A 21,057-nucleotide genomic window follows, 5' to 3' on the forward strand; every position below is an offset into this window, starting at 1 on the left:
CGAGAGCACAGGCAAGGCGCCTGCGCTCTTCAACTTACGCCGCACGATTGGTGTTGGCAGGACATCAAGCGCATCGCTTGAGCGGGATCAAAGCCTCGTTAATTAATCAGGCCAACGGCAGGATCATGGTTACGGCCAGGCCGCCGCCTTCGCGGTTGGCGAGGGTGATGCGGCCGCCGTGCGCCTCCGCGATTTCGCGCGCCAGCGCCAGGCCCAGGCCGGTGCCGCTGCGCTTGGTGGAATAGAACGGCACCAGGGCATTGGCCAGCACCGTTTCACTCATGCCGGGGCCGCGGTCCTGCACCTCGATGCGCAGCATGCCTTGCACGCGCCGCACTTCGAGCGCCACCTGCTCGGGCGGCGAGCCGGACTCATGCGCGTTCTTCAGCAGGTTCAGCAGGGCCTGCTCCATCTGCGCCGGATCGAAAGCGTGCGGCTCGTCGGGCACTTCGCCCAGCAGCGTGAATTGCACCTGGTCGGACAGCGCGGCCAGGAAGGTGCGCCAGTGCTGCGGGTCCAGGCGCGGCGTGGGCAGCTTGGCGAAGCGGGCGTAGCCAAGGATGAAGCTTTCCAGGTGGCGCGTGCGCTCCTCGATGGTGGCCAGGATTTGCGGCAGGCGCTCGGTCTGGCCGCGCCGCACCAGCTCGGCGCCCGAGTGGGCCAGCGAGGTCAGCGGTGCCAGGGAATTGTTCAGTTCGTGGCTGATGACGCGGATGACTTTTTTCCAGGTCTGCACTTCCTGCCGGCGCAACTCCTGGGTCAGCTGGCGCAGCAGCACCAGCTCGTGCGGGCGGCCATTCAGGCTGAAGCTGCGGCGCGCCAGGTGGAACACGTCTTCCTCCTCGCTGTCGCCGATGGTGAACAAGCCGTCGCCGCCGCGGTCCATGGCTTCACGCAGGGCCGGCTGCACGCGTGCCAGCAGGTCGGCCAGGTGCAGGCCCTCCAGCTTGCGGCCCGCGTGCAGCAGCTGGCGCGCTGCCGTGTTGGCGAAGACGATGGCGCCGCCGTCGGCCACCAGCAGCATGGCAACCGGGGTGTGCTGCACCATGGTGTCGAGCAGGAGCTCGCGCTGCACCAGGCCCAGGCGCTGCTCGCGCAGTACTTCGCCCAGCGCGTTGTGGGCCGCCACCAGGTCGCTCAGTTCATCGTTGTGCGGCCAATGCAGGCTGAAGGAAAAGTCGCCGTCCTGGTAACTGCTGACGGTGCCGGTCAGGGCGCGGTACAGCGACAGCTGGCGCTGCAGCTGGGCGCGGATGGTGATGACCGCCAGCGGCACCAGGCACAGCAGCGAAATACCGACCACGATGGAGGGATGGTTGGGCAGCAGTTGGTCCAGCCCGAGCGCGATCAGGATGCCGGTCGCGGTCAGCGTTCCCACCAGCGCCGACCAGCGCGTCAGTAGCGAAAGCCGCAAGGCTTTCGGGCCGTGTTCGTTCATGGGCGGGCGATGCCGAGCCGTTCCATGCGGCGGTAGAGGGCCTGGCGCGACAGGCCGAGGTCGGCGGCCGCCTGCGCCACCACGCCGTTGGCGCGCTGCAGGGCGCTGGCGATGGCGTCGCGGTCCGGTTCTTGCTCGGTGGCGCCGTGGCCGCTTGCCTGGGGCGCGGCGCTGGCGGCGGGCAGGCCGAGGTCGGGCACGCTGATGGCGGCGCTTTGCGCGAGCAGGCTGGCGCGCGCCATGACGTTCTTCAGCTCGCGCACATTGCCGGGCCAGCCGTGCGCCAGCAGGGCTGCTTCGGCGTCCGGCCGCAGGTGGCGTTCGGGGCCGAGGAAGTGGCGCGCCAGCGGCAGGATGTCGCCCGGGCGTTCGGCCAGCGGCGGCAGGCGCAGTTCGATCACGTTCAGGCGGTAGTACAAGTCTTCGCGGAAGGTGCCGGCGCGGATCATGGCGGGCAGGTCGGCATTGGTGGCGCTGATGACGCGCACCTGCACTTGCCGTTCGCGGTTGGAGCCGAGCCGTTCGAAGCGGCCGGTTTCCAGCACGCGCAACAGCTTCATCTGGCCGGCCAGCGGCAGGTTGCCGATTTCGTCGAGGAACAGGGTACCGCCGTCGGCCGCTTCGAACTTGCCTTCGCGCGCTTTGGCGGCGCCGGTGTAGGCGCCGGCATCGGCGCCGAACAGCTCGGCTTCGATCAGTTCGGAGGGCAGGGCGCCGCAGTTGAGCACGACAAACGGGCCTTCGCGCACGGCGGAGTTGGCCTGGATGATGTCGGCGATGCGTTCCTTGCCGGTGCCGTTCGGCCCGGTGATCAGGACCGGCACGTCGGCGCGCGCGACCTGGCAGGCGAGGGCGATCACGCGTTCAGTGGCGGGGTCGTTCCACACCATATTGCGCAGGTTGTAGCGCTCCAGTTCGCGGCGGCCGCGCAGCTCGTCGCTGCGGTGCTGGTTCAGGGCGCGGTTGGCCTGACCCAGTTCCAGCAGGTTGCGCACGGTGGCCACCAGACGCTGGTCGTCCCACGGTTTGGCCAGGTAGTCGGCGGCGCCGGCTTTGATCAGGTCGACGGCGGCGTCGAGGTGGGTCCAGGCGGTGAGCAGGATCACCGGCAGGTCGGGGTGGCGCTTACGGATGGCGCGGAACAGGGCGACGCCTTCTTCGCCGGAGGTGGTGTCGGCGCTGAAGTTCATGTCCTGCACCACCAGGTCGATGCGGGCGCCTTGCTGGTCGAGCAGGGCCAGGCCTTCGTCCGGGGAGGCGGCGCGCAGGGCGTCGATGTCGTGCAGGGAGAACAGGACTTCGAGGGCGACCGCAACGGCGGCGTTGTCGTCGATGATGAGTACGGTTGGCATTTGGGCAAGGATACAGGAAAACCGGGGAACCTGGGTCTGACCCGCAGGGACTCGGCGTCCCCGTCAGACCCAGGTTTTCGGGTTCAAGCGGAGCGGGTCGCCATCGCCGGCGAAATCGAGGCGGCGCGCCAGGCCGGCCCGTACACCGCCGCAATGCCCAGCGCCCAGAACGCGGCGGCGCCAAACAGCATGTACTCGGCCGGCAGGCGCGCCAGCTCCAGCTTGGACACCAGCAGGTGGTTCAGCGCCAGGGCGCCCAGCAGCCCGCCGGCGATGCCGGTGGTGGTGATCAGCAGGTTTTCGGTGATGAAGTAGCGCAGGATGTCGATCTTGCGCGCGCCCAGGGCACGCCGCACGCCGATCTGCTTGCGGCGCTGCGTGACCCACAGGCTGGCCATGCCGACGATGCCGCTGGCGGTGACCATCATCAGCAGCACGCTGACCGAGATCAGCATCCACGCCAGCGCGTTGTCGGCGCGGTAGCGCTTGACGCGTTCCTCGGCCTGGGTGGTGCTGCGCACCACCACCTGGCCGTTGTGCAGCTTGCGCAGGGCCTGTTCGGCGTCCTTCATCACGCGGTCCAGCTGGCCCGGCTCGGCGCGCACCGTGTACAAGATGCGCGAATTGCCCGACAGGCGGGTCGGCAGCATGGTGATCATCTCGCCTTCGATGCCGATCAGGGCGCTCGGCGTCTGCAGCCGCTCCACCACGCCGATCACGGTGGTTTCGCGCGCGCCGTCGCCGGCGCCGAAATACAGCTTCTTGCCGACGTAGCTGGCGGCGTCCGGCCACAGCTTCTGGCCGGTGGCTTGGCTGATGATGACCGTGGTGGGGAAGTCCTTGCTGGCGTTCTGGTCGATCTCCAGCACGTCGCCGGCGTTGAAGTCGCGCCCTTCCACCAGGTTCAGGCCCCAGGTCTTGACCAGCGAGTCGGGCGTGAAGTAGCCGGCCGCGGTCGGCAGGCGCGCGCCCTGCACGCGGGTGTTGCCGATGCCGTTGTAGTTGCCCGAGTTCGACAGCACGATCTGGTTGGTGTCGGCCACCGACACCACGCCCGGCACGGCGCGCAGCGCGGCCGCTTGCGCCTTTTGCGTGGCGATCTGCTCCTGGTGGCCGCCCATGGTCAGGGGGCGTACGCGGATGGTGAATACTTCCTCCTCATGCGCGATGCCGGTCGGGCGCGCCGCCACGGCTTGCCGCACGTTGACGATGTGCAGGGCGTTGGCCAGGATCGCCAGGCTGAGCGCCACTTGCACCGCGACCAGGATCGGGCCGGTTTTGTTGCGCATCAGCGCGGCAAAGATAGGTTTGATTTCCATGGAGTCCTCACTGCGATTTGAGTTGCATGGCCGGCGTCACCTGGCAGGCGCGCCAGGTCGGCAGCAGGCCGGCCAGCACGGCGGCGGCGACCGACATGACGAAGGTCACGATCAGCATTTGCCAGTCCATGCGGGTGGTGATTTCCAGTGCTTTGGAGACGCTGCCGATCAGCGACAGGGCACCCAGCGCAAGCAACAGGCCAAGCAGGCCGCCGGCCAGGCCGATCACCGCGCTCTCGATCAGGAACTGGGTGAAGATTTCCTTGCGCGAGGCGCCCAGCGCGCGGCGCACGCCTACCTCCGGCGCGCGCACCGAGAATTTGGCCAGCAGCAGGCCGATGGTGTTGACCAGGCACAGGATCAGGAAGCCGAAGGCCAGCATGGCCGACAGGCGGCTGTCGTTGCCCACCACCTTGCGGTGCTCCAGCCACTCCATCACGTTGTACAGCTCGGACGGCGCCTTGCGCGGCATGCGTCCCAGCTTGCCTTGCTCGGCCACGTAGGCGTCCATATAGGCTTTGAGCTGGGCGCGATCGGCGACGCTGTGCAGCTCGACCCAGGGCTGGATCCAGGTGCATTCGGAATCGAGCAGGGCCTGGTAGCCCGGGTCGCGGTTGTCGCTGCAGCTCATGCTGCCGTTGTGCGGCATTTCGCGGCGGATCGCGTTATGGAAGGGGATGTAGAACTCATCCTCTTCGGCAAAGGCGCCGTCGCCGCCGATGATGCGGTGGTAGCGCGGCACCGGGTTCCAGCCGGCGGTGACGCCGACCACGCCGTAGTCCTGGCCCATGAAGCGCACGCGCTGGCCGAGCGGGTTGGCGTCGCCGAACAGCTTTTCCGCCAGCTTGGCGCTCAGCACCATCACGTCGGCGCCGGCCTTGTCGTCGGCCGCGCTCCAGGCGCTGCCGTGCTTGAACGGCACTTCGAACATGGCGAAGAAGTCGTTGGTCAGCGACAGGCCGGAGCTGGCGAAGATCGGGATGTCCTTGCGCTGCGGCTCCATCGGGCCGCCCACGCCGCGGATCACGGTGCGGCGCTCGCCCTGGCCGGAGGCCAGCAGCGCCACCGCGTCCTTGTAGGACAACTGGTCGTCGCCGCGTTCGTCGCCGGGACTGTAGTTCTCGGCGGGCGCATTGTCGACCATGGGCACGATCAGGCGCTCGCTCTTGTGCGGGATCGGGTCGCCCGACATGATGTGCAGGATGGTCAGGGTGGAGACGCTGGCCGCCACGCCGACCGCCAGGATCAGCACCATCAGGCTGGTCAGCAGCGGGTTGCGGCGCAGGCTGCGCACGCCCAGCATAAAGTAGTAGCCCAGCATCTCAAGCCTCCTTGGCGACAACCAGCGACGGCGATTTGCGCACCAGGTCGGACACCTGGCCGTCGATGATGTGGACGTTGCGCTGGGTACGCTGGGCCAGTTCCGGGTCGTGCGTCACCATCAGGATGGTGGTGCCCTCGGCGTTGATTTCTTCCAGCAGTTCCATCACGCCGCGCGCCATCTGGGTATCCAGGTTGCCGGTCGGTTCGTCGGCCAGCAGCAGCTTGGGCGAGCCGGCCAGGGCGCGCGCGATTGCCACGCGCTGCTGCTGGCCGCCCGACAGTTCGGCCGGGAAGTGGCGCATGCGCGAGGCCAGGCCGACCTTGGCCAGGGCGTCCTCGATGCGCTCTTTGCGCTCGGCGGCGTTGAAGCCGCGGTAGCGCAGCGGCACGTCGACATTGTCGAACAGGTTCAGGTCGGGGATCAGGTTGAAGCCCTGGAAGATGAAGCCCAGCTTTTCATTGCGCAGGCGCGAGCGGCCGTTGTCGTCCAGGCCCTTGACGTTGACGCCGTCCAGGATGTATTCGCCGCTGGTGAATTCCTCCAGCAGGCCGGCGATGTTCAGGAAGCTGGTCTTGCCGGAGCCGGAAGGGCCGGTGACGGTGACGAATTCGCCTTGCTTCACGTCGATCTCGAAGCCGCGCAGGGCGTGGGTTTCGATCATGTGGGTGCGATAGACTTTGCTCAGGTTTTGCATGCGCAGCATGGTGTGCCTTTCAGTGTAGGGATTATTTGTTGATCGAAACGCGCTTGGCGTTTTCGAAGGATTCGGTGCCGGCGATCACGATCTTGTCGCCTTGTTTCAGGCCGCCGGAGATTTCCACTGCGTTGATGCTGGTGGCGCCCAACTGGATCGGCGTGCGTACGGCGATGCCGTCCTGCACCAGGTAGGCATAGCGCCCGCCTTCCGATTCCACGAACGGGCCGCGCGGCACCATCAACACGTTCTTCTTCTCGTCGATCAGCAGGCGCGCCGAGACGCGCTGGCTCTGGCGCAGGCCTTCCGGCTGCTGGTCGAAGCGCACGCGCGCCAGCACCTGGTTCTTCACCACTTCCGGCGACAGGGCCGACAGCTTGCCCTTGGTCTTGATGCCGGCCACTTCGATTTCGGCGGTCATGCCCAGGCCCAGGTCGTTGGCATAGGTTTCCGGCACTTCCAGTTCGACTTCCAGCTGCGACAGGTCGACCAACGTCATGAGCGGGGTATTGGGCTGCACCATGCTGCGGTTGGCGACCGACAGCGTGCCGATAAAGCCATCCACCGGCGCGCGCACGGTCAGCTCGTCGACGCGCCGCTGGGCGTTGGCCTGCGCCAGCTTCTGGCGCTCCATTTGCGCGGTCTTGGTTTTCAGTTCAAGCGAGACATTGTCGCTTTCCAGCTCGGCGGCCTGCTTGGTGTGCTTGGCGCGAATGTCGGCGGCGGCCAGGGCGTCCTTGGCTTTCTGCAGGTCGATCTTGGCGATGATGCCTTCGTTCGACACGCCCTCGTAGCGCTGCAAGGTGCGCAGCGCGGACAGGCGCTCGATTTCGGCCGTGTCGGCGTCGCGCTGGGCGGCCAGCTTCTGCTTGCGGGCCAGGATCTGCTGGCGCGCGACTTCGGCCTGCAGCTCGTTGAACAGGGTCTGCTCTTTTTTCAGCTCGTCGGTCAGGTCGGGCGATTCCAGCACGGCCAGCACCTGGCCCTTTTTGACGGTGTCGCCGGCGTGCACTTTCAGCTCCACGGTGGAGGTCGAGGTGGAGTACAGCGTGGGGCTGACGGCGGCCACGATGCGGCCGTTGACGGCGGCGTCGCGGATCAGGGTGCCGCGCGTGACTTCACCGATGCGCAGGCGGGCGGCGTTGACCGATTGCTCGCTGCTGCTCCAGCCCTTGGCCAGCACGGCGGCGGACGCGGCCAGCGCCAGGCCGACAGCCACCAGCATCAGCTTGCGGCGCGTTTTCATGCCGCTGGGGGCGGCGATCACTTGATCCTGGTGTGATGTGTCGCGAATCATGTTCTTGTCCTGGGTGATGGTGATTTGGTTAATCTTGCTTAATGCATGAAGCGTGCCAGTCCTTAAGTAATTGATTTGTAAGGGCGACCACTGCCGGAGCTGGCTGTCCGCCAGCGTCCACGGGCGTCCGGGCGGCGTAGCGGACTACTTGTTTTTTTGGTAAGCGGCTATACTTGCAGGCTTGTGTTTACGGCAAGGGGTGTGGCTGTGGAGTATCCGTTCTCGGAAGATGCTGTGGCGCGCTATGACGCGCTGGCCGGCGCGCAGGGCAATGGTGCGGTGGATGCGCAGACGGCGCAGGACATGCTGCTGCCTACCTATCTGGCGGCGGTGGGCGCGGGCGCCAGCATTTTCGGCCGCCAGATGCTGTATCGCCGCCTGCGGCGCGGACGCGATGCGGACGCGCTGTCCGCCGGACGCCAGCGCGTCGCCGCGCTGCTGGCCGATCGCGCCGCCTTCGATCGCTGGACGGCTGCCTTGCAGCCGCTGCGCCAAGCCCGGGCTGAAGTGACCGAAGCCATCTTCGTGCCCGCCAGCGCCGATGCCGGCGGCGTTGCGGCCGATTCGCCGCTGCCGCCCGTTCCGCGCTGGCCTGCGTTTATCTGGCTGCTGCCGCTGGCCTTTTTCGCCAGTGTCGCTGCCAGCTTCTTCTGGCTGCCCGCACTGGTGGCGACGACCGTGTTATCCATGGCCTTGATGGCGGTCCAGGTCTCGCACCAGGCGCGCATCCAGTATTGGGAGACCGTCGCCGAGGCGCTGCAGTTGCAGCTTTACGTCCACAGCCGGCAGGCGGACGCTCCCGGCGCGCGGCAGGCGGCCGATCTGCGTAGCCGGCTCGCGCGCGGCGCCGCCGAAGCCATTCCCGGCGTCGCCGAGTATGCGAACTGGCTGATGCAGTCGAACCTGAAACGCTATTACCGGACGCGCAGCCTGGTGCGCGCGCACGCCGCCTTCCTGCGCGAGAGCTATGTGCAGGTGGCCGATCTGGACGCCGACCTGGCCCTGGCGCGCCACCTGGCGGAGCAAGCGCGATGGTGCTGGGCGGAAGAGGGCTGGGAGCAGGAAATCCAGTTGCAAGCCGTTTGCCACCCGCTGCTGGCCGAGGCGCAAGCGCTCGACCTGTCACTGGAAGGCAAGAGCGCCTTTATCAGCGGCCAGAATGGCATCGGCAAGAGCACCCTGCTGCGCACGGTCGGCCTGAACCTGCTGGCGGCGCGCGGCTTCGGCATTTGTTATGCCGCGCAAGCGCGGGTGCCGAACCTGCCGCTGTTTGCCAGCATGCAGAACGAGGACGCGCTGGCCGACGGCGAAAGCCTGTACCAGTCCGAATTGCGGCGCGCCCACGAGTTGCTGGCGCTGTCGCGCCAACCGCAGCGCGCCGTGTACATCATCGATGAGATTTTCCGCGGCACCAACCACATGGAGTCTGTCGCCGCCGCCGCCGCCGTGCTGGACGATCTGGCGGCGCACGGCACGGTGCTGGTCTCCTCGCACAACGTGGTGCTGGCCCGGCTGCTGGAGAAAAGCTGCGTGCCCCTGCTGGTGCAAAAGCGCGGCAACGGCCTGGTGCTGACGCCCGGTGTGCTGACCGAAACCAACGGCCTGGCCCTGCTGGCGCAATCCGGCTTCGACCCCGCCATCGAACGGCGCGCCCGCGAAGTCTACAAAAGCCTGACCGGCCGCCTGCTGTCGGCGTGACATCCCCAAGCGCCTTCTTCAGGCGGGAGCGGTCCGGGCTGGCGCGCCACGCTTGCGCCAGCGCAGCCAGAGTTTGGTCAGGCCGGCCATGATCGCCACCATGGCGATCCACGCCAGGTACACCACGGCCAGCGAGGGCTCGTAGCCTGGCGGCAGGGTGAAGCCCGCCGGGCCGCCCTCGGGCAGGGCGCCGTAGCGCAGCAGGAAGTAGGGGCCGGCCATGAAGTGGATCAGGGCGATGTGCACCACATAAAAGAACATCGGCGTGGCGCCGAACAGCATCAGCAGCGGCACCGGCCGCAAGCGCTCGAACCACGCCAGCAGCGGCAGGGCAATGCCGATCGTCACGCACAGGTAAAGCAGGGATGGCGGGTACTTATGCACCCGCATGAAGGAGATGAAGTCCCATACCCCGCCGCGCCCTTGCGCCGACCACGGGTCCGGGTCGCCGTAGAAATTCCCGCTGCGCAGGACGACAAACGTCAACAGCAGCAGCGCACCGGCGGCAAGCAGGAAGCGCTGGCGCCGCACCGCCTCCCATTGGAATACCGGGCCCAGCGCGTAGCCCGCCGCAATCAGCCCGAGCCAGGGCATCAGCGGGTAGGCGATGAAGACGCCGTAGTTGCCCGCCACCGGCCAGAAGCCGCGCTGGTGCCAGAGTAGCCACAGGGGATGGCTGGACTGGATCGGGTCGAGCAGGTTGTGCGGCAGGATCAGGAGCGCGGCGATGGCCGCGATAGCGGGCCGGGGCAGCCACACCAGCCCGGCCAGAAAGACCATACCCATCCCCAGCGCCCACAGCACCTGCAGGATGGTGACACCGTAGCCGAACTGCCAGCTGAAACTGATCCAGGTGGCCTCCAGCACGATCAGCAGCAAGCCGCGCGTCACGAGATAGCGCGACAAGGCGGGTATGCCGCCCTTGCCGCCGCGCAGGAAGGCCGAGGTCCCGGCCAGCAGCACGAAGGTGGAAGCGCACAAGTGCGTGATCCAGCGCGTGGCAAACCACAGCGGCGTGGTCCTCGCCAGGTCTTCCGGATCGAACAGTGCCGGGCCGAAGTAGTCACGCGTATGGTCCAGGGCCATCAGCACAATCACCAGGCCGCGCAGCATGTCGATGCTGGCCAGCCGCGAGCTTTTTTCCATTGCCGTGCCCCCGTGGTTTATTTCCCTTGATTGTCGCGGCCAGCGCCTGCCTGGGCAAGCGCTTTGCCGTCCAGCTGTTGCATGACCCACCCCTGCAGGGCCGCCGTGTCGTGGATGGCGCCCGGATAGGGGATGTGCGGCACATAGGCGGCGTTGTGTGCCCGCGCGCGGCCGCGATAGACCTTCTGCGCCATCGAGAAGCGGCCCAGGCCGCTCGGCAGGGCGAGCGGCCGCACGTCCATATAGACCGTGTCGGCGCCGGTGGTTTCGCCCAGGTGCACGGTGCCCGGCAGGGCCAGCGCGTAGTCGGCAAAGTCCAGGCACGCGCTGGCGCAGCCGGACTGCGTGACCAGCGCAATGCGCGCCTTCGATAGCGGCGCCACCGGCGCAGCAAGCGCCTTGCCGGGCTGCGCCGGTGCATCCTCGTCCTGGCGCACGAAGGGGCGGCCTTGCGCGATAGCGTGCTGCATGCGGCGCTGCAGGGACTCCCACACCGCCAGGTCCTGATGGCCGGCGCCGTACTGGCGCGTCAGGCGCGGCAGCAAGCCATCGCGGATATAGGCCAGGTTGCCGGCACTGGCGCGCCACTCGGCGTAGTCCTGGTCGCGGATCTGCTGCTGCAAGTATTCTTCGCCGACCAGGCCTGCCAGCACCCGTCGCCCCCACACCGAGTTGCCGCCGCTGTTGCCGCGCGTGTCGAACACGATCAGCTCCGCATGGCGCAGTGCAGGCATGCGCGCCGCCACCTCGTTCAACTGCTTGACCTGCGCGTCGTTCGGCTGGAACTGCGGCAGGCGCACCCAGTAGGTACCGGGCTTGATTTCCGTGATGCTGCTGTCGCGGGACAGCTGCGGCTTGATCGACTGCAGCAAGGTATCGAACCTGTATTGCGCATAGTCGCGCCATGCCAGCGCAACCTCGCGTGCCGCGCCATTCACTTTGAAAGTGCAGCGCGCATATTCCGGGTGCACGTTCTGCTCCACCACCGCCAGTACATGGTTGGCCAGGTCGGACTTCAGCCAATCCAGCTGCGGGTTGTTGAAGGCGCCGGGAATCAGATCCTGCTCGATCAGCGCATCGACCTTGCGACCGTCGCAGGCGAGCAGCTCGGCGCCGGCCGGCACCGCGCTTTCTTCGCTGTGGCCAACCACATAGCGCTGGCCCTGGCGCTGCACCAACAGGCCGGCCCAGCGCACCGCGCTTTTCTCGTAACGGTAGGTGAGCCACATATGGCCATCCGCGAAACCGGCGAAGTAGCGTCGCAGCAGCACTTGCGCGTCATGCAGCGAGCGCACGTTCGGCAGTTCGGCCACGGCTTGCGCGTAACCCTGCTCGGCCCATGCGCGGAAGTAGGGGTTGTCCTGGTCGAGCATGCCGGGATGATCGGTGCGCACGGTCTGGTAGACGAAGTCCAGGTCGGCCTTGGCCAGGTCAACCCAGGGCGAGGCGCCATGCGCCGCAGCGCAGGCGGCCAGCAACACGGCGCCGGTGATTTGCTTTAACACAGATGAAGTCCCATTGAATTTTTTGCAAGCGTAATATACTGGCAAATTATCAAATCGTCATCCGGGAGTCCCATGCATCTTTTGCTCGCGCTGTTGCTGCTCGCGACCCACCTTACGCCCGCAGTGGCCCGTTGCGAAGCCGGCCCTATCCATGAAAAGCGCTTCATCGAAGCGGGCGGCATCCAGCAGTGGCTCACCATCGACGGCAGCGATTGCGCCAACCCGGTCGTGCTGTACGTGCATGGCGGCCCGGGCAATCCGCTCACGCCGTACGCCGACCAGCTGTTCAGCACTTGGCGCGCGCGCTATACCGTGGTGCTGTGGGACCAGCGCGGCTCGGGCATGACGTACGGCGCCAATCCAGCGCCAGAAGGCAGTCCGCTCACCATCGAGCAATTGCGTGACGACGGCTTGGCCGTGGCGCGGCAGGTCGCGCAGCATCTGGGCCAGCGTAAGCTGATCCTGATGGGCAGCTCCTGGGGTTCCGTGCTTGCGGTGCACATGGCCAAGCAACGGCCGGACATGTTCCATGCCTATGTCGGCGTGGCGCAGGTGGTCGATGAGCGCGAAAACGGGATCGACGCCTACACGCGCGTGCTGGCGCTGGCGCGCCAGGCCAACGATGCCGAGCATGTGCCGCGCCTGGAGGCGCTCGGCACGCCGCCGTGGACCAACCCGCGTAGCTTCGGCATCATGCGGCGCGCCATCCGCAAATATGAAAACCTGGCCACCGACGCCGCCCCCAAGCATTGGTGGACGCCCGCCGCCATCTACGCCACGCCGAAAGCGATGGCGGATTACGAGTCGGGCGAGGACTACTCCTTCCTGCAGTTTGTCGGACTGAAGGGCGATGGCATGCAGGCCAGGATCAAGCTGCCGGCGCTGGGCATGGACTTCCAGCTGCCGGTCTACCTGGTGCAGGGCGAGCAGGACTTGCTGACCTCCGCCAGCGTCACCCGCCGCTACTTCGAGCGCATCCAAGCGCCGCGCAAGGCGCTGGTACTGGTGCCGCGCGCCGGGCATGACCCGAACCAGGCGCTGATGGATGCCCAGTTCAAAGTGCTGGAGGAGCGCGTGCGCCCGAGCCTGTAATTTCTCTCTTGACAGAAATTAATGTAGGAATAGAATGGGCGGCATGGAACTGAAACCGATTGCCGAACGATTTGTACTGCACTGGGGCGAAATGGGTTCGCGCTGGGGCGTCAACCGCACCGTGGCGCAAATCCACGCCTTGCTCTACCTGGCCGCGCGCCCGATGGATGCGGAGGAGATCCAGCAGACCTTGGGCGTGGCGCGCTCCAATGTCAGCAACAGCCTGAAGGAACTGCAATCCTGGAACCTGGTCAAGGTGGTGCACCTGAAGGGCGACCGGCGCGACCACTTCGAAACCTCGACCGATGTGTGGGAGCTGTTCAAGCTGATCGTCGCCGGCCGCCGCCAGCGCGAGATCGACCCGACGGCGGTGGCGCTGGCCGAGTGCCTGGCCAACCCGGCGATCGCGGAGGAGGATGACGGCACCCGCGAGCGCATTGAAGAAACGCTGAAGTTCATTGAAATCATGGCCACCCTGTCGGACGAGTTGCTGCGCTATAAGCCGGAGACCTTGATGAAGACCCTGGGTGTCAGCGCCAAAATCAGCCGGGCCATGCGCGGCAAGCGTTGAGCGAGAAAGCACGCGGGCGGGCAGCAATGCCCGTTTTTTTGAGGCCTTTATTTCTGTTTTTACAGAAATTACTGTCAAAAAGGTGAGTGTGATGAAGATCCTGGTGTGCGGCGCCTGCGGTTTTATCGGCAGCGCCGTGTGCGCGCGGCTGGCGGCGCAGGGGCATGCGGTGCTGCGCGGCGTGCGCCGCGTACAGGGACCGGGCGACGTGGCGATCGACTACGGCCGCGACCTGCAGCCCGCCGCCTGGCGAGAACGCCTGCGCGGCGTGGATGCCGTGGTCAACGCGGTGGGCATCATCAGCGAGTACGGTACGGCCTGCTTCGAGGCCATCCACGCGCGCGCCCCGGCGGCCTTGTTTGCCGCCTGTGCGGAAGCGGGCGTGCGGCGCGTGGTGCAGGTTTCCGCCTTGGGCGCGGGCAACGGCGACACGCCTTACTTCACCAGCAAGCGCGCCGCCGACGAAGCTTTGCTGGCGCTGCCGCTGGAGTGGACCATCCTGCGCCCCTCGCTGGTGTTCGGCCCTGGCGGCGCATCGGCGGCCATGTTCTGCCAGGCGGCCAGCATGCCGCTCATGGTTACGCCGGCGCTGGGCGGGGCGCGCTTCCAGCCGGTGCATGTGGACGACCTGGCGCAGGCGGTGCTAGCCGCGCTCGACCCGGCCACGCCGGCGCGGCGCGTGGTCGACGTCGCCGGGCGCGACGCGGTCGGCTACGACGCCATGCTGGCGACCTACCGCGCCGCAATGGGTTTGGCGCCGGCGCCGCTGCTGCATATCCCCGCGCCGCTGATGGCGTGCGCAGCCTGGGTAGCAGGCAGGATCCCCGGGCTGCCGCTGACGCCGGATAATTGGCGCATGCTGCGCGCCGGCAGCGCGCTGGCGCCGGAGGACCGGCATGCCCCGGCTGCGCTGCGCACCTTGCTGGGCCGCGCGCCGCGCGCCATCGCCGACTTCATCGCCCCGGCTGAGCGCGAGCTGATGCGCCTGCGCGCCCTGGCCAGCTGGCGCAAGCCCCTGCTGCGCTGGACGCTGGCGCTGGTCTGGCTGCTGACCGCGGTGGTGAGCGCCTTCGTCTATCCGCAGGCCGACAGCCTGGCCATGCTGGCGCGCGTTGGGCTGACGGGCGGCCCGGCCGTGCTGGCCCTGTACGGCGCAGCGGCGCTGGACGCCGCCTTCGGAGTGGCCTGCATTGCGTGGCCGCGCCGCGCACTGTGGCTGGCGCAGGGCGCCCTGATCCTCGGCTACAGCGCCGTGATCGCAGCCTGCCTGCCGGAGTTCCTGTGGCACCCCTTCGGGCCGCTGCTCAAGAACCTGCCCATCCTCGCCATCCTGGCTATTTTGTCTGCGGAAGAAAAATGATGGACTACCTGACCCTCAAAACCATCCACATCCTGTCCTCGGTGCTGCTGGTCGGCACCGGCTTCGGCACGGCGTTCTACCTGTTCTTCGCCAACCGCTCCGGCTCGGTGGAAGCGATCGCCGTGGTATCGCGCCTGGTGGTGCGCGCCGACTGGTGGTTCACCACCCCCGCCGTGATCATCCAGCCGCTGTCCGGCGCCTGGATGATCCACCTGGCCGGTTACCCGCTGGACGCCTTCTGGATCAAAGCCTCGCTGGCGCTGTATGCGCTGGCCGGCCTGTGCTGGCTGCCGGTGGTGTGGCTGCAGATCCGCATGGGCCGGATGGCGCTGGCCGCACACGCGGCAGGCACGCCGCTGCCGCCGCAGTACTGGCGCTACACGCGGCGCTGGGAGCTGCTTGGCTACCCGGCCTTCATCGCCATGCTGGCCGTGTACTGGCTGATGGTGCACAAGCCGGCATGAGTCACTTCTCCTGCTTCTGCGGCTTGCCCTTGTCCATCACCTCGCGGCAGTCGCCCTTCATGGTGGCGTTGTCGTAATTGGTCCAGCCGTAGCTGTCCACCACGCGCTTATGCAGCTTGAAGTCGGGGTTCAGGAAAGACCACGACGGCCGGTCGTCCGGATAGCGGATGTCGGCCACGTCCAGCATGGTGTGGAAGAAGTTCTCGGTCGCCAGCTTGGCCTTGCGGTTGCGGTGCAGGGCCGCCACCTTGGACGGGTAGCGCTCGCGGTACTGCTCGGAGTACCACATGAAGGCCGGCACGTGGAATTCATACTGCGTGTTGTGGCCGTGGAAGGCCAGCTTGCAGGTACCGTCGTACAACGTCTGGCCATGGTCGGCCACGTACAGCATGGAGGCCAACTGGCCGGTGGCCTTCAGGTCGCCGATCACCTGCGCCAGGAACCAGTCGGTGTAAAGGATCGAATTGTCGTAGCTGTTATTCAGCTGCGGCTTGATTTTCAGGTCGGTGTAGACCGGCTTATCGATACCGAACAGTGAGGGCTGCCACTTGTCGAATTCTTTCGGATGGCGCTGGCTGTAGTTCCAATGGCTGCCCAGCGAATGCAGCACGATCAGCTTTTTCGGCGACGGATCGGCCAGCGCGCGCTTGAGCGGCTCGAACAGCACGTCGTCGAAGTTGGAATGGTTGGTGAAGCCGCCCAGGTTGAGGAACTGGATCACGTCCGCCTCTTTGGCGAAGACCGAGACCGGCGTGTCGTACTGGCCGAAGGAGATCTGGTTCGACAGCCACCAGGTCTTGAAGCCCGCCTCCTTATAGGCGGTGAGGAAGGACTTCTCGCTGAAACCGTCCTTCAGGCTTTGCGTGGCCGGCTTGCGGGAAATGATGACCGGCACCGAGAGGCGGGTGGCGGAAACCGAGGTGATGACATCGGACAGCGCCACCAGGTTGCCCTCCTTGCCCAGCAGCGGATTGGTCTCCCGGCTGTAGCCGTTCAGGCTCCAGCGATCGTAGCGCGAGGACTCGCCCAGCACCATCACCACGATTTCCGGCTGGGCGGTGCCGTCCAGCTGGCGCGCCCCGAAGCTGAAGCTGGCGCTGCGCTCATTCAATTCGGACAGGTAGCGGCGCTCCTTATAGAAGTCATAGCCGCGCGCGGCCAGGCCGAAAGGCCAGGACTCGACGAAAGCCTTCGGCTCCAGCGGCAACCGGGCCCAATGCGGCAGGGGCGGGCCGGGCAGGCGCAAGGTACGGGCGCCCGCCACCGCCGCGCGCGACGGATCGCTGTCCGCGTCCGCCTCCCCGCTGGCGCTGGCCTGGCCGCTGCCGCTCGCCGCGGCGCTGCCTGGCGCCGTGCCGCCAGGAGCGCCAGCGATGCCAAATTCATAACCCCAAGCCGCCACCGCCGACAACACCACCAGGCTGGCCAGCGCCACCCAGCGCGAACCGTCCTGCCAATCCAGCTCACGCGTCTGGCGCGCAGCACGGAAACTCAGCACCCACCACACCGCCACCGCCACCATGACCGCCGCCATGGTCCACACCTTCTGGCCCAGGAACTCGAGCGCCTCGCGCGGGCTGGTTTCGGCCAGGATGCCCAGGTGGTGGGTGGAAATGCCCTGGCCGTAGAAGACGAACAGATAAATCTCGGTCGGCAGCGCCAGGAAGGCTGGGATCAGCAGCCAATGGAAATAGGCTGGCCGCTTGAACAGCGCCCACACCGCCACCCAGGCCACCAGCTCGATGCCCAGCAACTGCCAAGGCTGCTCGACTGGCTTCCCCAGCAGCAAAGGCACGAAGGGCACCGCCGACAGCGCCAGATAGCTGAGCAGGATGAATAGATGGGAAGGGCGGAGCAGCAGTCGCATTGCAGGTCGGAACTATTAGATGAGGCCGTATTATCCCAAAACCGGTGCCAGGTCTGTCATTTGGACAGCCACCCCTCCCAATTGCGGTTTCTCAAAGCGCTTACCGGATCTTCGTGCTAGCGAAAAAATGGGCGCGGCACTGGATTGGCTAGCACCGTTCCTGCCAAGCGATTTGATATCGGTCAAAGGTGCGCCGCCAGTGTCCGAATGACAGACCTGGCACCGGTTGTTGGTGCCTAAAAAAATTGCATTCTGGTTGACTGGGCGGTGCGGCAGGTATATACTCGCGAGTTCTCAATTTAGTCTGCGCATCGTATACGCCTCGTTTTGAGTGACGTTCAGCGCTCCCTAAGAGATACCGTTTTAGCCCCCGGGCAGTATTGCCCGGGTTGTCAATGCAGTAATTTTGTTGGATTTAAAACGATGCCAACCATCAATCAACTGATTCGCCAACCACGTACCAAGCTGGTCGTGAAGAGCAAATCGCCGGCACTTGAAAACTGCCCGCAAAAGCGTGGCGTGTGCACCCGTGTGTACACCACCACTCCTAAGAAGCCTAACTCGGCACTGCGTAAAGTTGCCAAGGTGCGCCTGACCAACGGTTTCGAAGTGATTTCGTACATCGGCGGTGAAGGCCACAACCTGCAGGAACACAGCGTTGTTCTGCTGCGCGGCGGTCGTGTAAAAGACTTGCCAGGTGTGCGTTACCACATGGTCCGCGGCTCGCTGGATACCCAGGGCGTTAAAGACCGTAAGCAAGCTCGCTCCAAGTACGGTGCGAAGCGCGCTAAAGCCGCTAAGAAGTAATTCTTGCAATTTAAATTGAGTTGAGCCGGTCGCGAGACCGAGTAAGTGGAAGGCTATGATGGCCTCCGCGAGTGCCACGGCACTCAACTGAAGACAAAGGAAATGACATGCCACGTCGTCGTGAAGTACCCAAGCGCGAAATTCTGCCGGATCCAAAATTCGGCAACACCGAAGTCGCCAAATTCGTTAACGTTCTGATGCTGTCCGGCAAGAAGTCGGTCGCAGAAAACATCATCTACGGTGCCTTTGACCACATCCAATCGAAATCCGGCAAGGATCCTCTGGAAGTGTTCACCGCAGCGATCAACAACGCTAAACCAATGGTTGAAGTTAAGTCCCGTCGCGTCGGCGGTGCTAACTACCAGGTTCCAGTCGAAGTGCGCCCAGTGCGCCGCCTGGCCCTGTCCATGCGTTGGCTGCGTGAAGCCGCTAACAAGCGCTCCGAAAAGTCCATGCCACAACGTCTGGGCGGTGAGCTGATGGAAGCCGCGGAAGGCCGTGGCGGCGCGATGAAGCGTCGTGACGAAGTCCACCGTATGGCTGAAGCGAACAAAGCGTTCTCGCACTTCCGCTTCTAATACGTTTGGCCGGCCGTTCTTGGCCGGCCTTGTTCAAGCCGGGCACATTTTTGTTACAAAAATGCTGCTCGGTTTTGTCCATTCAAAGATTTAGGATCAATTATGGCCCGCAAGACCCCCATTGAGCGCTACCGTAATATCGGTATCTCCGCTCACATCGACGCTGGTAAGACCACCACCACCGAGCGCGTCCTGTTCTACACCGGCGTGAACCACAAAATCGGTGAAGTGCACGACGGCGCTGCCACCATGGACTGGATGGAGCAGGAACAAGAGCGCGGCATTACCATTACCTCGGCAGCGACCACCTGCTTCTGGTCTGGTATGGCCAACAACTTCAAGCCGCACCACATCAACATCATCGACACCCCAGGGCACGTTGACTTCACCATTGAAGTTGAGCGCTCGATGCGTGTTCTGGACGGCGCTTGCATGGTTTACTGTGCAGTGGGCGGCGTGCAGCCACAGTCGGAAACCGTGTGGCGTCAGGCTAACAAGTACAAAGTCCCTCGTCTGGCTTTCGTGAACAAGATGGACCGTACCGGCGCCAACTTCTTCAAAGTCTACGAGCAGATGCGTGCTCGCCTGAAGGCTAACCCAGTCCCGATCCAGGTACCAATCGGCGCCGAAGATTCCTTCGCCGGCGTGATCGACCTGGTCAAGATGAAAGCCATCATCTGGGACGACGCGTCCCAGGGTATGAAGTTCGACTACCGTGACATCCCAGCTGAGCTGGCTGCCACCGCGCAAGAGTGGCGCGAGAAGATGGTCGAAGCAGCTGCCGAGTCGTCGGAAGAGCTGATGAACAAGTACCTGGAAGAAGGCGATCTGACCGAAGAAGAGATTAAGACCGCCCTGCGTAAGCGCACCATCGCTTCGGAAATCGTTCCGATGATGTGCGGCACCGCCTTCAAAAACAAAGGCGTGCAAGCCATGCTGGACGCAGTGATCGAGTTCCTGCCATCCCCAGTGGACATCGACGACGTCGCCGGTACTGACGACGACGAGCAGCCTGCTACCCGTAAAGCATCGGACGACGAGAAGTTCTCCGCGCTGGCATTCAAGATCATGACCGACCCGTTCGTGGGTCAGCTGGCCTTCTTCCGCGTGTACTCCGGCGCCATCAACTCGGGCGACACCGTGCTGAACTCGGTGAAGAACCGTAAAGAGCGTCTGGGCCGTATTCTGCAGATGCACGCTAACCAGCGTGAAGAGATCAAAGAAGTGCGCGCTGGCGACATCGCTGCGGCAGTTGGCCTGAAAGACGTGACCACCGGCGAAACCCTGTGCGATCCGTCGGCTGTGATCGTTCTGGAACGCATGGTGTTCCCAGAGCCGGTGATCCAGCAGGCTGTTGAGCCGAAGACCAAGGCTGACCAGGAAAAAATGGGCCTGGCGCTGAACCGCCTGGCACAGGAAGATCCTTCGTTCCGCGTGAAGACCGACGAAGAATCCGGCCAGACCATCATCGGTGGTATGGGCGAGCTGCACCTGGAAATTATCGTTGACCGTATGAAGCGCGAATTCGGCGTGGAAGCGACCGTTGGTAAGCCACAGGTTGCCTACCGCGAAACCATCCGCAAGTCGGTGGTCGATTCCGAAGGTAAGTTCGTTAAGCAGTCCGGCGGTCGCGGCCAGTACGGCCACGCTGTGCTGACCATCGAACCGCAAGAAGCCGGCAAGGGCTTCGAGTTCGTGGACGCGATCAAGGGCGGTACCGTTCCACGCGAATACATCCCTGCAGTTGAAAAGGGTGTGCGTGAAACCCTGAACAGCGGCGTGCTGGCAGGCTACCCAGTGGTTGACGTTAAAGTCACCCTGACCTTCGGTTCGTACCACGACGTTGACTCGAACGAGAACGCGTTCCGTATGGCCGGTTCCATGGCATTCAAAGACGGCTGCAAACGTGCATCCCCTGTGATCCTGGAGCCAATGATGGCTGTGGAAGTTGAGACTCCGGAAGACTACGCCGGTACCGTGATGGGCGACCTGTCGTCCCGCCGCGGTATGGTGCAGGGCATGGACGAGATCCCAGGCGGCGGCGGCAAGATCATCAAGGCAGAAGTTCCTCTGTCGGAAATGTTCGGCTACTCGACCGTTCTGCGTTCCGCGACCCAGGGCCGCGCGACCTACACCATGGAGTTCAAGCACTACGCTGAAGCTCCTAAGCACGTGATCGACGCAATCGTCACCGCTAAAGCGAAGTAAAATTGATATTTACCCGGGTGGGGGAGATCCTTCCACCCGGTATTGACCTTAAATCTAAAGTTCTGAGGAAGAATTAAAATGGCAAAAGAAAAGTTCGAGCGGACTAAACCGCACGTGAACGTTGGCACCATCGGTCACGTTGACCACGGCAAAACCACCCTGACCGCTGCAATCGCGACCGTTCTGTCGAAGAAATTCGGCGGCGAAGCGAAAGCTTACGACCAGATCGACGCTGCTCCAGAAGAAAAAGCACGCGGCATTACCATTAACACCGCACACGTTGAGTACGAGACCGCCAACCGTCACTACGCTCACGTTGACTGCCCAGGCCACGCCG

Annotated in this window: 18 protein-coding genes; 9 read left to right on the top strand and 9 right to left on the bottom strand. The window is 64.9% G+C overall.

Annotation, left to right across the window (positions count from 1 at the left end; translation table 11 throughout):
• Positions 1-106: 106 nt before the first annotated feature.
• The 6 genes from GTP41_RS21960 to GTP41_RS21985 all read right to left on the bottom strand — a co-directional run bounded on the left by GTP41_RS21960 (position 107) and on the right by GTP41_RS21985 (position 7,424).
• Positions 107-1,438, bottom strand: a complete 1,332-nt coding sequence (locus GTP41_RS21960; protein WP_161027726.1) for a sensor histidine kinase — start codon at positions 1,436-1,438, stop codon at positions 107-109.
• On the bottom strand, positions 1,435-2,790 hold the full coding sequence (locus tag GTP41_RS21965; protein ID WP_161027727.1) for a sigma-54-dependent transcriptional regulator: 1,356 nt from the start codon (positions 2,788-2,790) through the stop codon (positions 1,435-1,437). Before GTP41_RS21965 ends, GTP41_RS21960 begins: the two co-directional genes overlap by 4 nt.
• Positions 2,791-2,873: 83 nt before the next feature.
• The gene (locus GTP41_RS21970) at positions 2,874-4,109 is read right to left on the bottom strand and encodes an ABC transporter permease (RefSeq protein ID WP_161027728.1); all 1,236 of its coding nucleotides are present in this window, start codon (positions 4,107-4,109) and stop codon (positions 2,874-2,876) included.
• A gap of 7 nt (positions 4,110-4,116) precedes the next feature.
• Positions 4,117-5,430, bottom strand: coding sequence for an ABC transporter permease (locus tag GTP41_RS21975; RefSeq protein WP_161027729.1), 1,314 nt, complete (start codon positions 5,428-5,430; stop codon positions 4,117-4,119).
• 1 nt (position 5,431) lies between these two features.
• Positions 5,432-6,136: an ABC transporter ATP-binding protein gene (locus GTP41_RS21980; RefSeq protein WP_161027730.1), complete on the bottom strand. Its 705-nt coding sequence runs from the start codon at positions 6,134-6,136 to the stop codon at positions 5,432-5,434.
• A gap of 22 nt (positions 6,137-6,158) precedes the next feature.
• Positions 6,159-7,424 (bottom strand): efflux RND transporter periplasmic adaptor subunit, encoded by a 1,266-nt coding sequence (locus GTP41_RS21985; RefSeq protein ID WP_161027731.1) that lies wholly within the window; start codon positions 7,422-7,424, stop codon positions 6,159-6,161.
• Between the two features lie 207 nt (positions 7,425-7,631).
• On the opposite strand from GTP41_RS21985, the gene GTP41_RS28020 reads away from it, so the two are divergent.
• Positions 7,632-9,122, top strand: coding sequence for a MutS-related protein (locus tag GTP41_RS28020; RefSeq protein ID WP_161027732.1), 1,491 nt, complete (start codon positions 7,632-7,634; stop codon positions 9,120-9,122).
• Positions 9,123-9,140: 18 nt separating this feature from the next.
• Here the strand turns inward: GTP41_RS28020 and GTP41_RS21995 are convergent, their stop codons facing one another.
• Together GTP41_RS21995 and GTP41_RS22000 are read right to left on the bottom strand one after the other, a co-directional pair.
• Complete coding sequence (locus GTP41_RS21995; RefSeq protein WP_161027733.1) at positions 9,141-10,268, bottom strand: acetyltransferase domain-containing protein; 1,128 nt, start codon at positions 10,266-10,268, stop codon at positions 9,141-9,143.
• A 17-nt stretch (positions 10,269-10,285) separates the two neighbouring features.
• Positions 10,286-11,773 (bottom strand): S41 family peptidase, encoded by a 1,488-nt coding sequence (locus GTP41_RS22000; RefSeq protein ID WP_161027734.1) that lies wholly within the window; start codon positions 11,771-11,773, stop codon positions 10,286-10,288.
• A 72-nt stretch (positions 11,774-11,845) separates the two neighbouring features.
• Between GTP41_RS22000 and GTP41_RS22005 the strand changes: the two genes are divergently transcribed.
• From GTP41_RS22005 to GTP41_RS22020, 4 genes are all read left to right on the top strand, one after another.
• Positions 11,846-12,865 carry an alpha/beta hydrolase gene (locus tag GTP41_RS22005; protein WP_161027735.1) on the top strand — a complete coding sequence of 340 codons (1,020 nt, stop codon included), beginning with the start codon at positions 11,846-11,848 and terminating at the stop codon, positions 12,863-12,865.
• Between the two features lie 43 nt (positions 12,866-12,908).
• Entirely contained in the window at positions 12,909-13,436 is a 528-nt protein-coding gene (locus GTP41_RS22010) for a GbsR/MarR family transcriptional regulator (protein WP_161027736.1), read from the top strand.
• A 91-nt stretch (positions 13,437-13,527) separates the two neighbouring features.
• Positions 13,528-14,796, top strand: coding sequence for an SDR family oxidoreductase (locus tag GTP41_RS22015; RefSeq protein WP_161027737.1), 1,269 nt, complete (start codon positions 13,528-13,530; stop codon positions 14,794-14,796).
• Positions 14,793-15,260 carry a DUF2269 family protein gene (locus GTP41_RS22020; protein WP_161027738.1) on the top strand — a complete coding sequence of 156 codons (468 nt, stop codon included), beginning with the start codon at positions 14,793-14,795 and terminating at the stop codon, positions 15,258-15,260. The genes GTP41_RS22015 and GTP41_RS22020 overlap by 4 nt, the downstream gene beginning before the upstream one ends.
• 1 nt (position 15,261) lies before the next feature.
• Here GTP41_RS22020 and GTP41_RS22025 read toward each other — a convergent pair whose 3' ends face one another.
• Complete coding sequence (locus GTP41_RS22025) at positions 15,262-17,127, bottom strand: phosphoethanolamine transferase (protein WP_161027739.1); 1,866 nt, start codon at positions 17,125-17,127, stop codon at positions 15,262-15,264.
• 423 nt (positions 17,128-17,550) lie between these two features.
• Here GTP41_RS22025 and rpsL point away from each other — a divergent pair, with 423 nt between their 5' ends.
• From rpsL to GTP41_RS22045, 4 genes are all read left to right on the top strand, one after another.
• Entirely contained in the window at positions 17,551-17,934 is a 384-nt protein-coding gene (gene rpsL, locus GTP41_RS22030; protein WP_028102972.1) for a 30S ribosomal protein S12, read from the top strand.
• Positions 17,935-18,041: 107 nt separating this feature from the next.
• Positions 18,042-18,512, top strand: coding sequence for a 30S ribosomal protein S7 (gene rpsG, locus GTP41_RS22035; RefSeq protein ID WP_161027740.1), 471 nt, complete (start codon positions 18,042-18,044; stop codon positions 18,510-18,512).
• 102 nt (positions 18,513-18,614) lie between these two features.
• On the top strand, positions 18,615-20,720 hold the full coding sequence (fusA, locus tag GTP41_RS22040) for an elongation factor G (protein ID WP_161027741.1): 2,106 nt from the start codon (positions 18,615-18,617) through the stop codon (positions 20,718-20,720).
• Between the two features lie 78 nt (positions 20,721-20,798).
• Positions 20,799-21,057, top strand: a 259-nt coding sequence (locus GTP41_RS22045; protein WP_229503005.1) for a GTP-binding protein, incomplete at its 3' end; no start/stop codon positions are given.

Source organism: Pseudoduganella guangdongensis (assembly GCF_009857475.1).
GTDB classification, from domain to species: Bacteria; Pseudomonadota; Gammaproteobacteria; order Burkholderiales; family Burkholderiaceae_D; genus Rugamonas; species Rugamonas guangdongensis.

Excerpts from the sequence above, each read along its gene's own strand:
- GTP41_RS21960 (WP_161027726.1), bottom strand. The coding sequence starts at position 1,438 with ATGAACGAACACGGCCCGAAAGCCTTGCGGCTTTCGCTACTGACGCGC.
- GTP41_RS21965 (WP_161027727.1), bottom strand. The coding sequence starts at position 2,790 with ATGCCAACCGTACTCATCATCGACGACAACGCCGCCGTTGCGGTCGCC.
- GTP41_RS21970 (WP_161027728.1), bottom strand. The coding sequence starts at position 4,109 with ATGGAAATCAAACCTATCTTTGCCGCGCTGATGCGCAACAAAACCGGC.
- GTP41_RS21975 (WP_161027729.1), bottom strand. The coding sequence starts at position 5,430 with ATGCTGGGCTACTACTTTATGCTGGGCGTGCGCAGCCTGCGCCGCAAC.
- GTP41_RS21980 (WP_161027730.1), bottom strand. The coding sequence starts at position 6,136 with ATGCTGCGCATGCAAAACCTGAGCAAAGTCTATCGCACCCACATGATC.
- GTP41_RS21985 (WP_161027731.1), bottom strand. The coding sequence starts at position 7,424 with ATGATTCGCGACACATCACACCAGGATCAAGTGATCGCCGCCCCCAGC.
- GTP41_RS21995 (WP_161027733.1), bottom strand. The coding sequence starts at position 10,268 with ATGGAAAAAAGCTCGCGGCTGGCCAGCATCGACATGCTGCGCGGCCTG.
- GTP41_RS22005 (WP_161027735.1), top strand. The coding sequence starts at position 11,846 with ATGCATCTTTTGCTCGCGCTGTTGCTGCTCGCGACCCACCTTACGCCC.
- GTP41_RS22010 (WP_161027736.1), top strand. The coding sequence starts at position 12,909 with ATGGAACTGAAACCGATTGCCGAACGATTTGTACTGCACTGGGGCGAA.
- GTP41_RS22015 (WP_161027737.1), top strand. The coding sequence starts at position 13,528 with ATGAAGATCCTGGTGTGCGGCGCCTGCGGTTTTATCGGCAGCGCCGTG.
- GTP41_RS22020 (WP_161027738.1), top strand. The coding sequence starts at position 14,793 with ATGATGGACTACCTGACCCTCAAAACCATCCACATCCTGTCCTCGGTG.
- GTP41_RS22025 (WP_161027739.1), bottom strand. The coding sequence starts at position 17,127 with ATGCGACTGCTGCTCCGCCCTTCCCATCTATTCATCCTGCTCAGCTAT.
- rpsL (WP_028102972.1), top strand. The coding sequence starts at position 17,551 with ATGCCAACCATCAATCAACTGATTCGCCAACCACGTACCAAGCTGGTC.
- rpsG (WP_161027740.1), top strand. The coding sequence starts at position 18,042 with ATGCCACGTCGTCGTGAAGTACCCAAGCGCGAAATTCTGCCGGATCCA.
- fusA (WP_161027741.1), top strand. The coding sequence starts at position 18,615 with ATGGCCCGCAAGACCCCCATTGAGCGCTACCGTAATATCGGTATCTCC.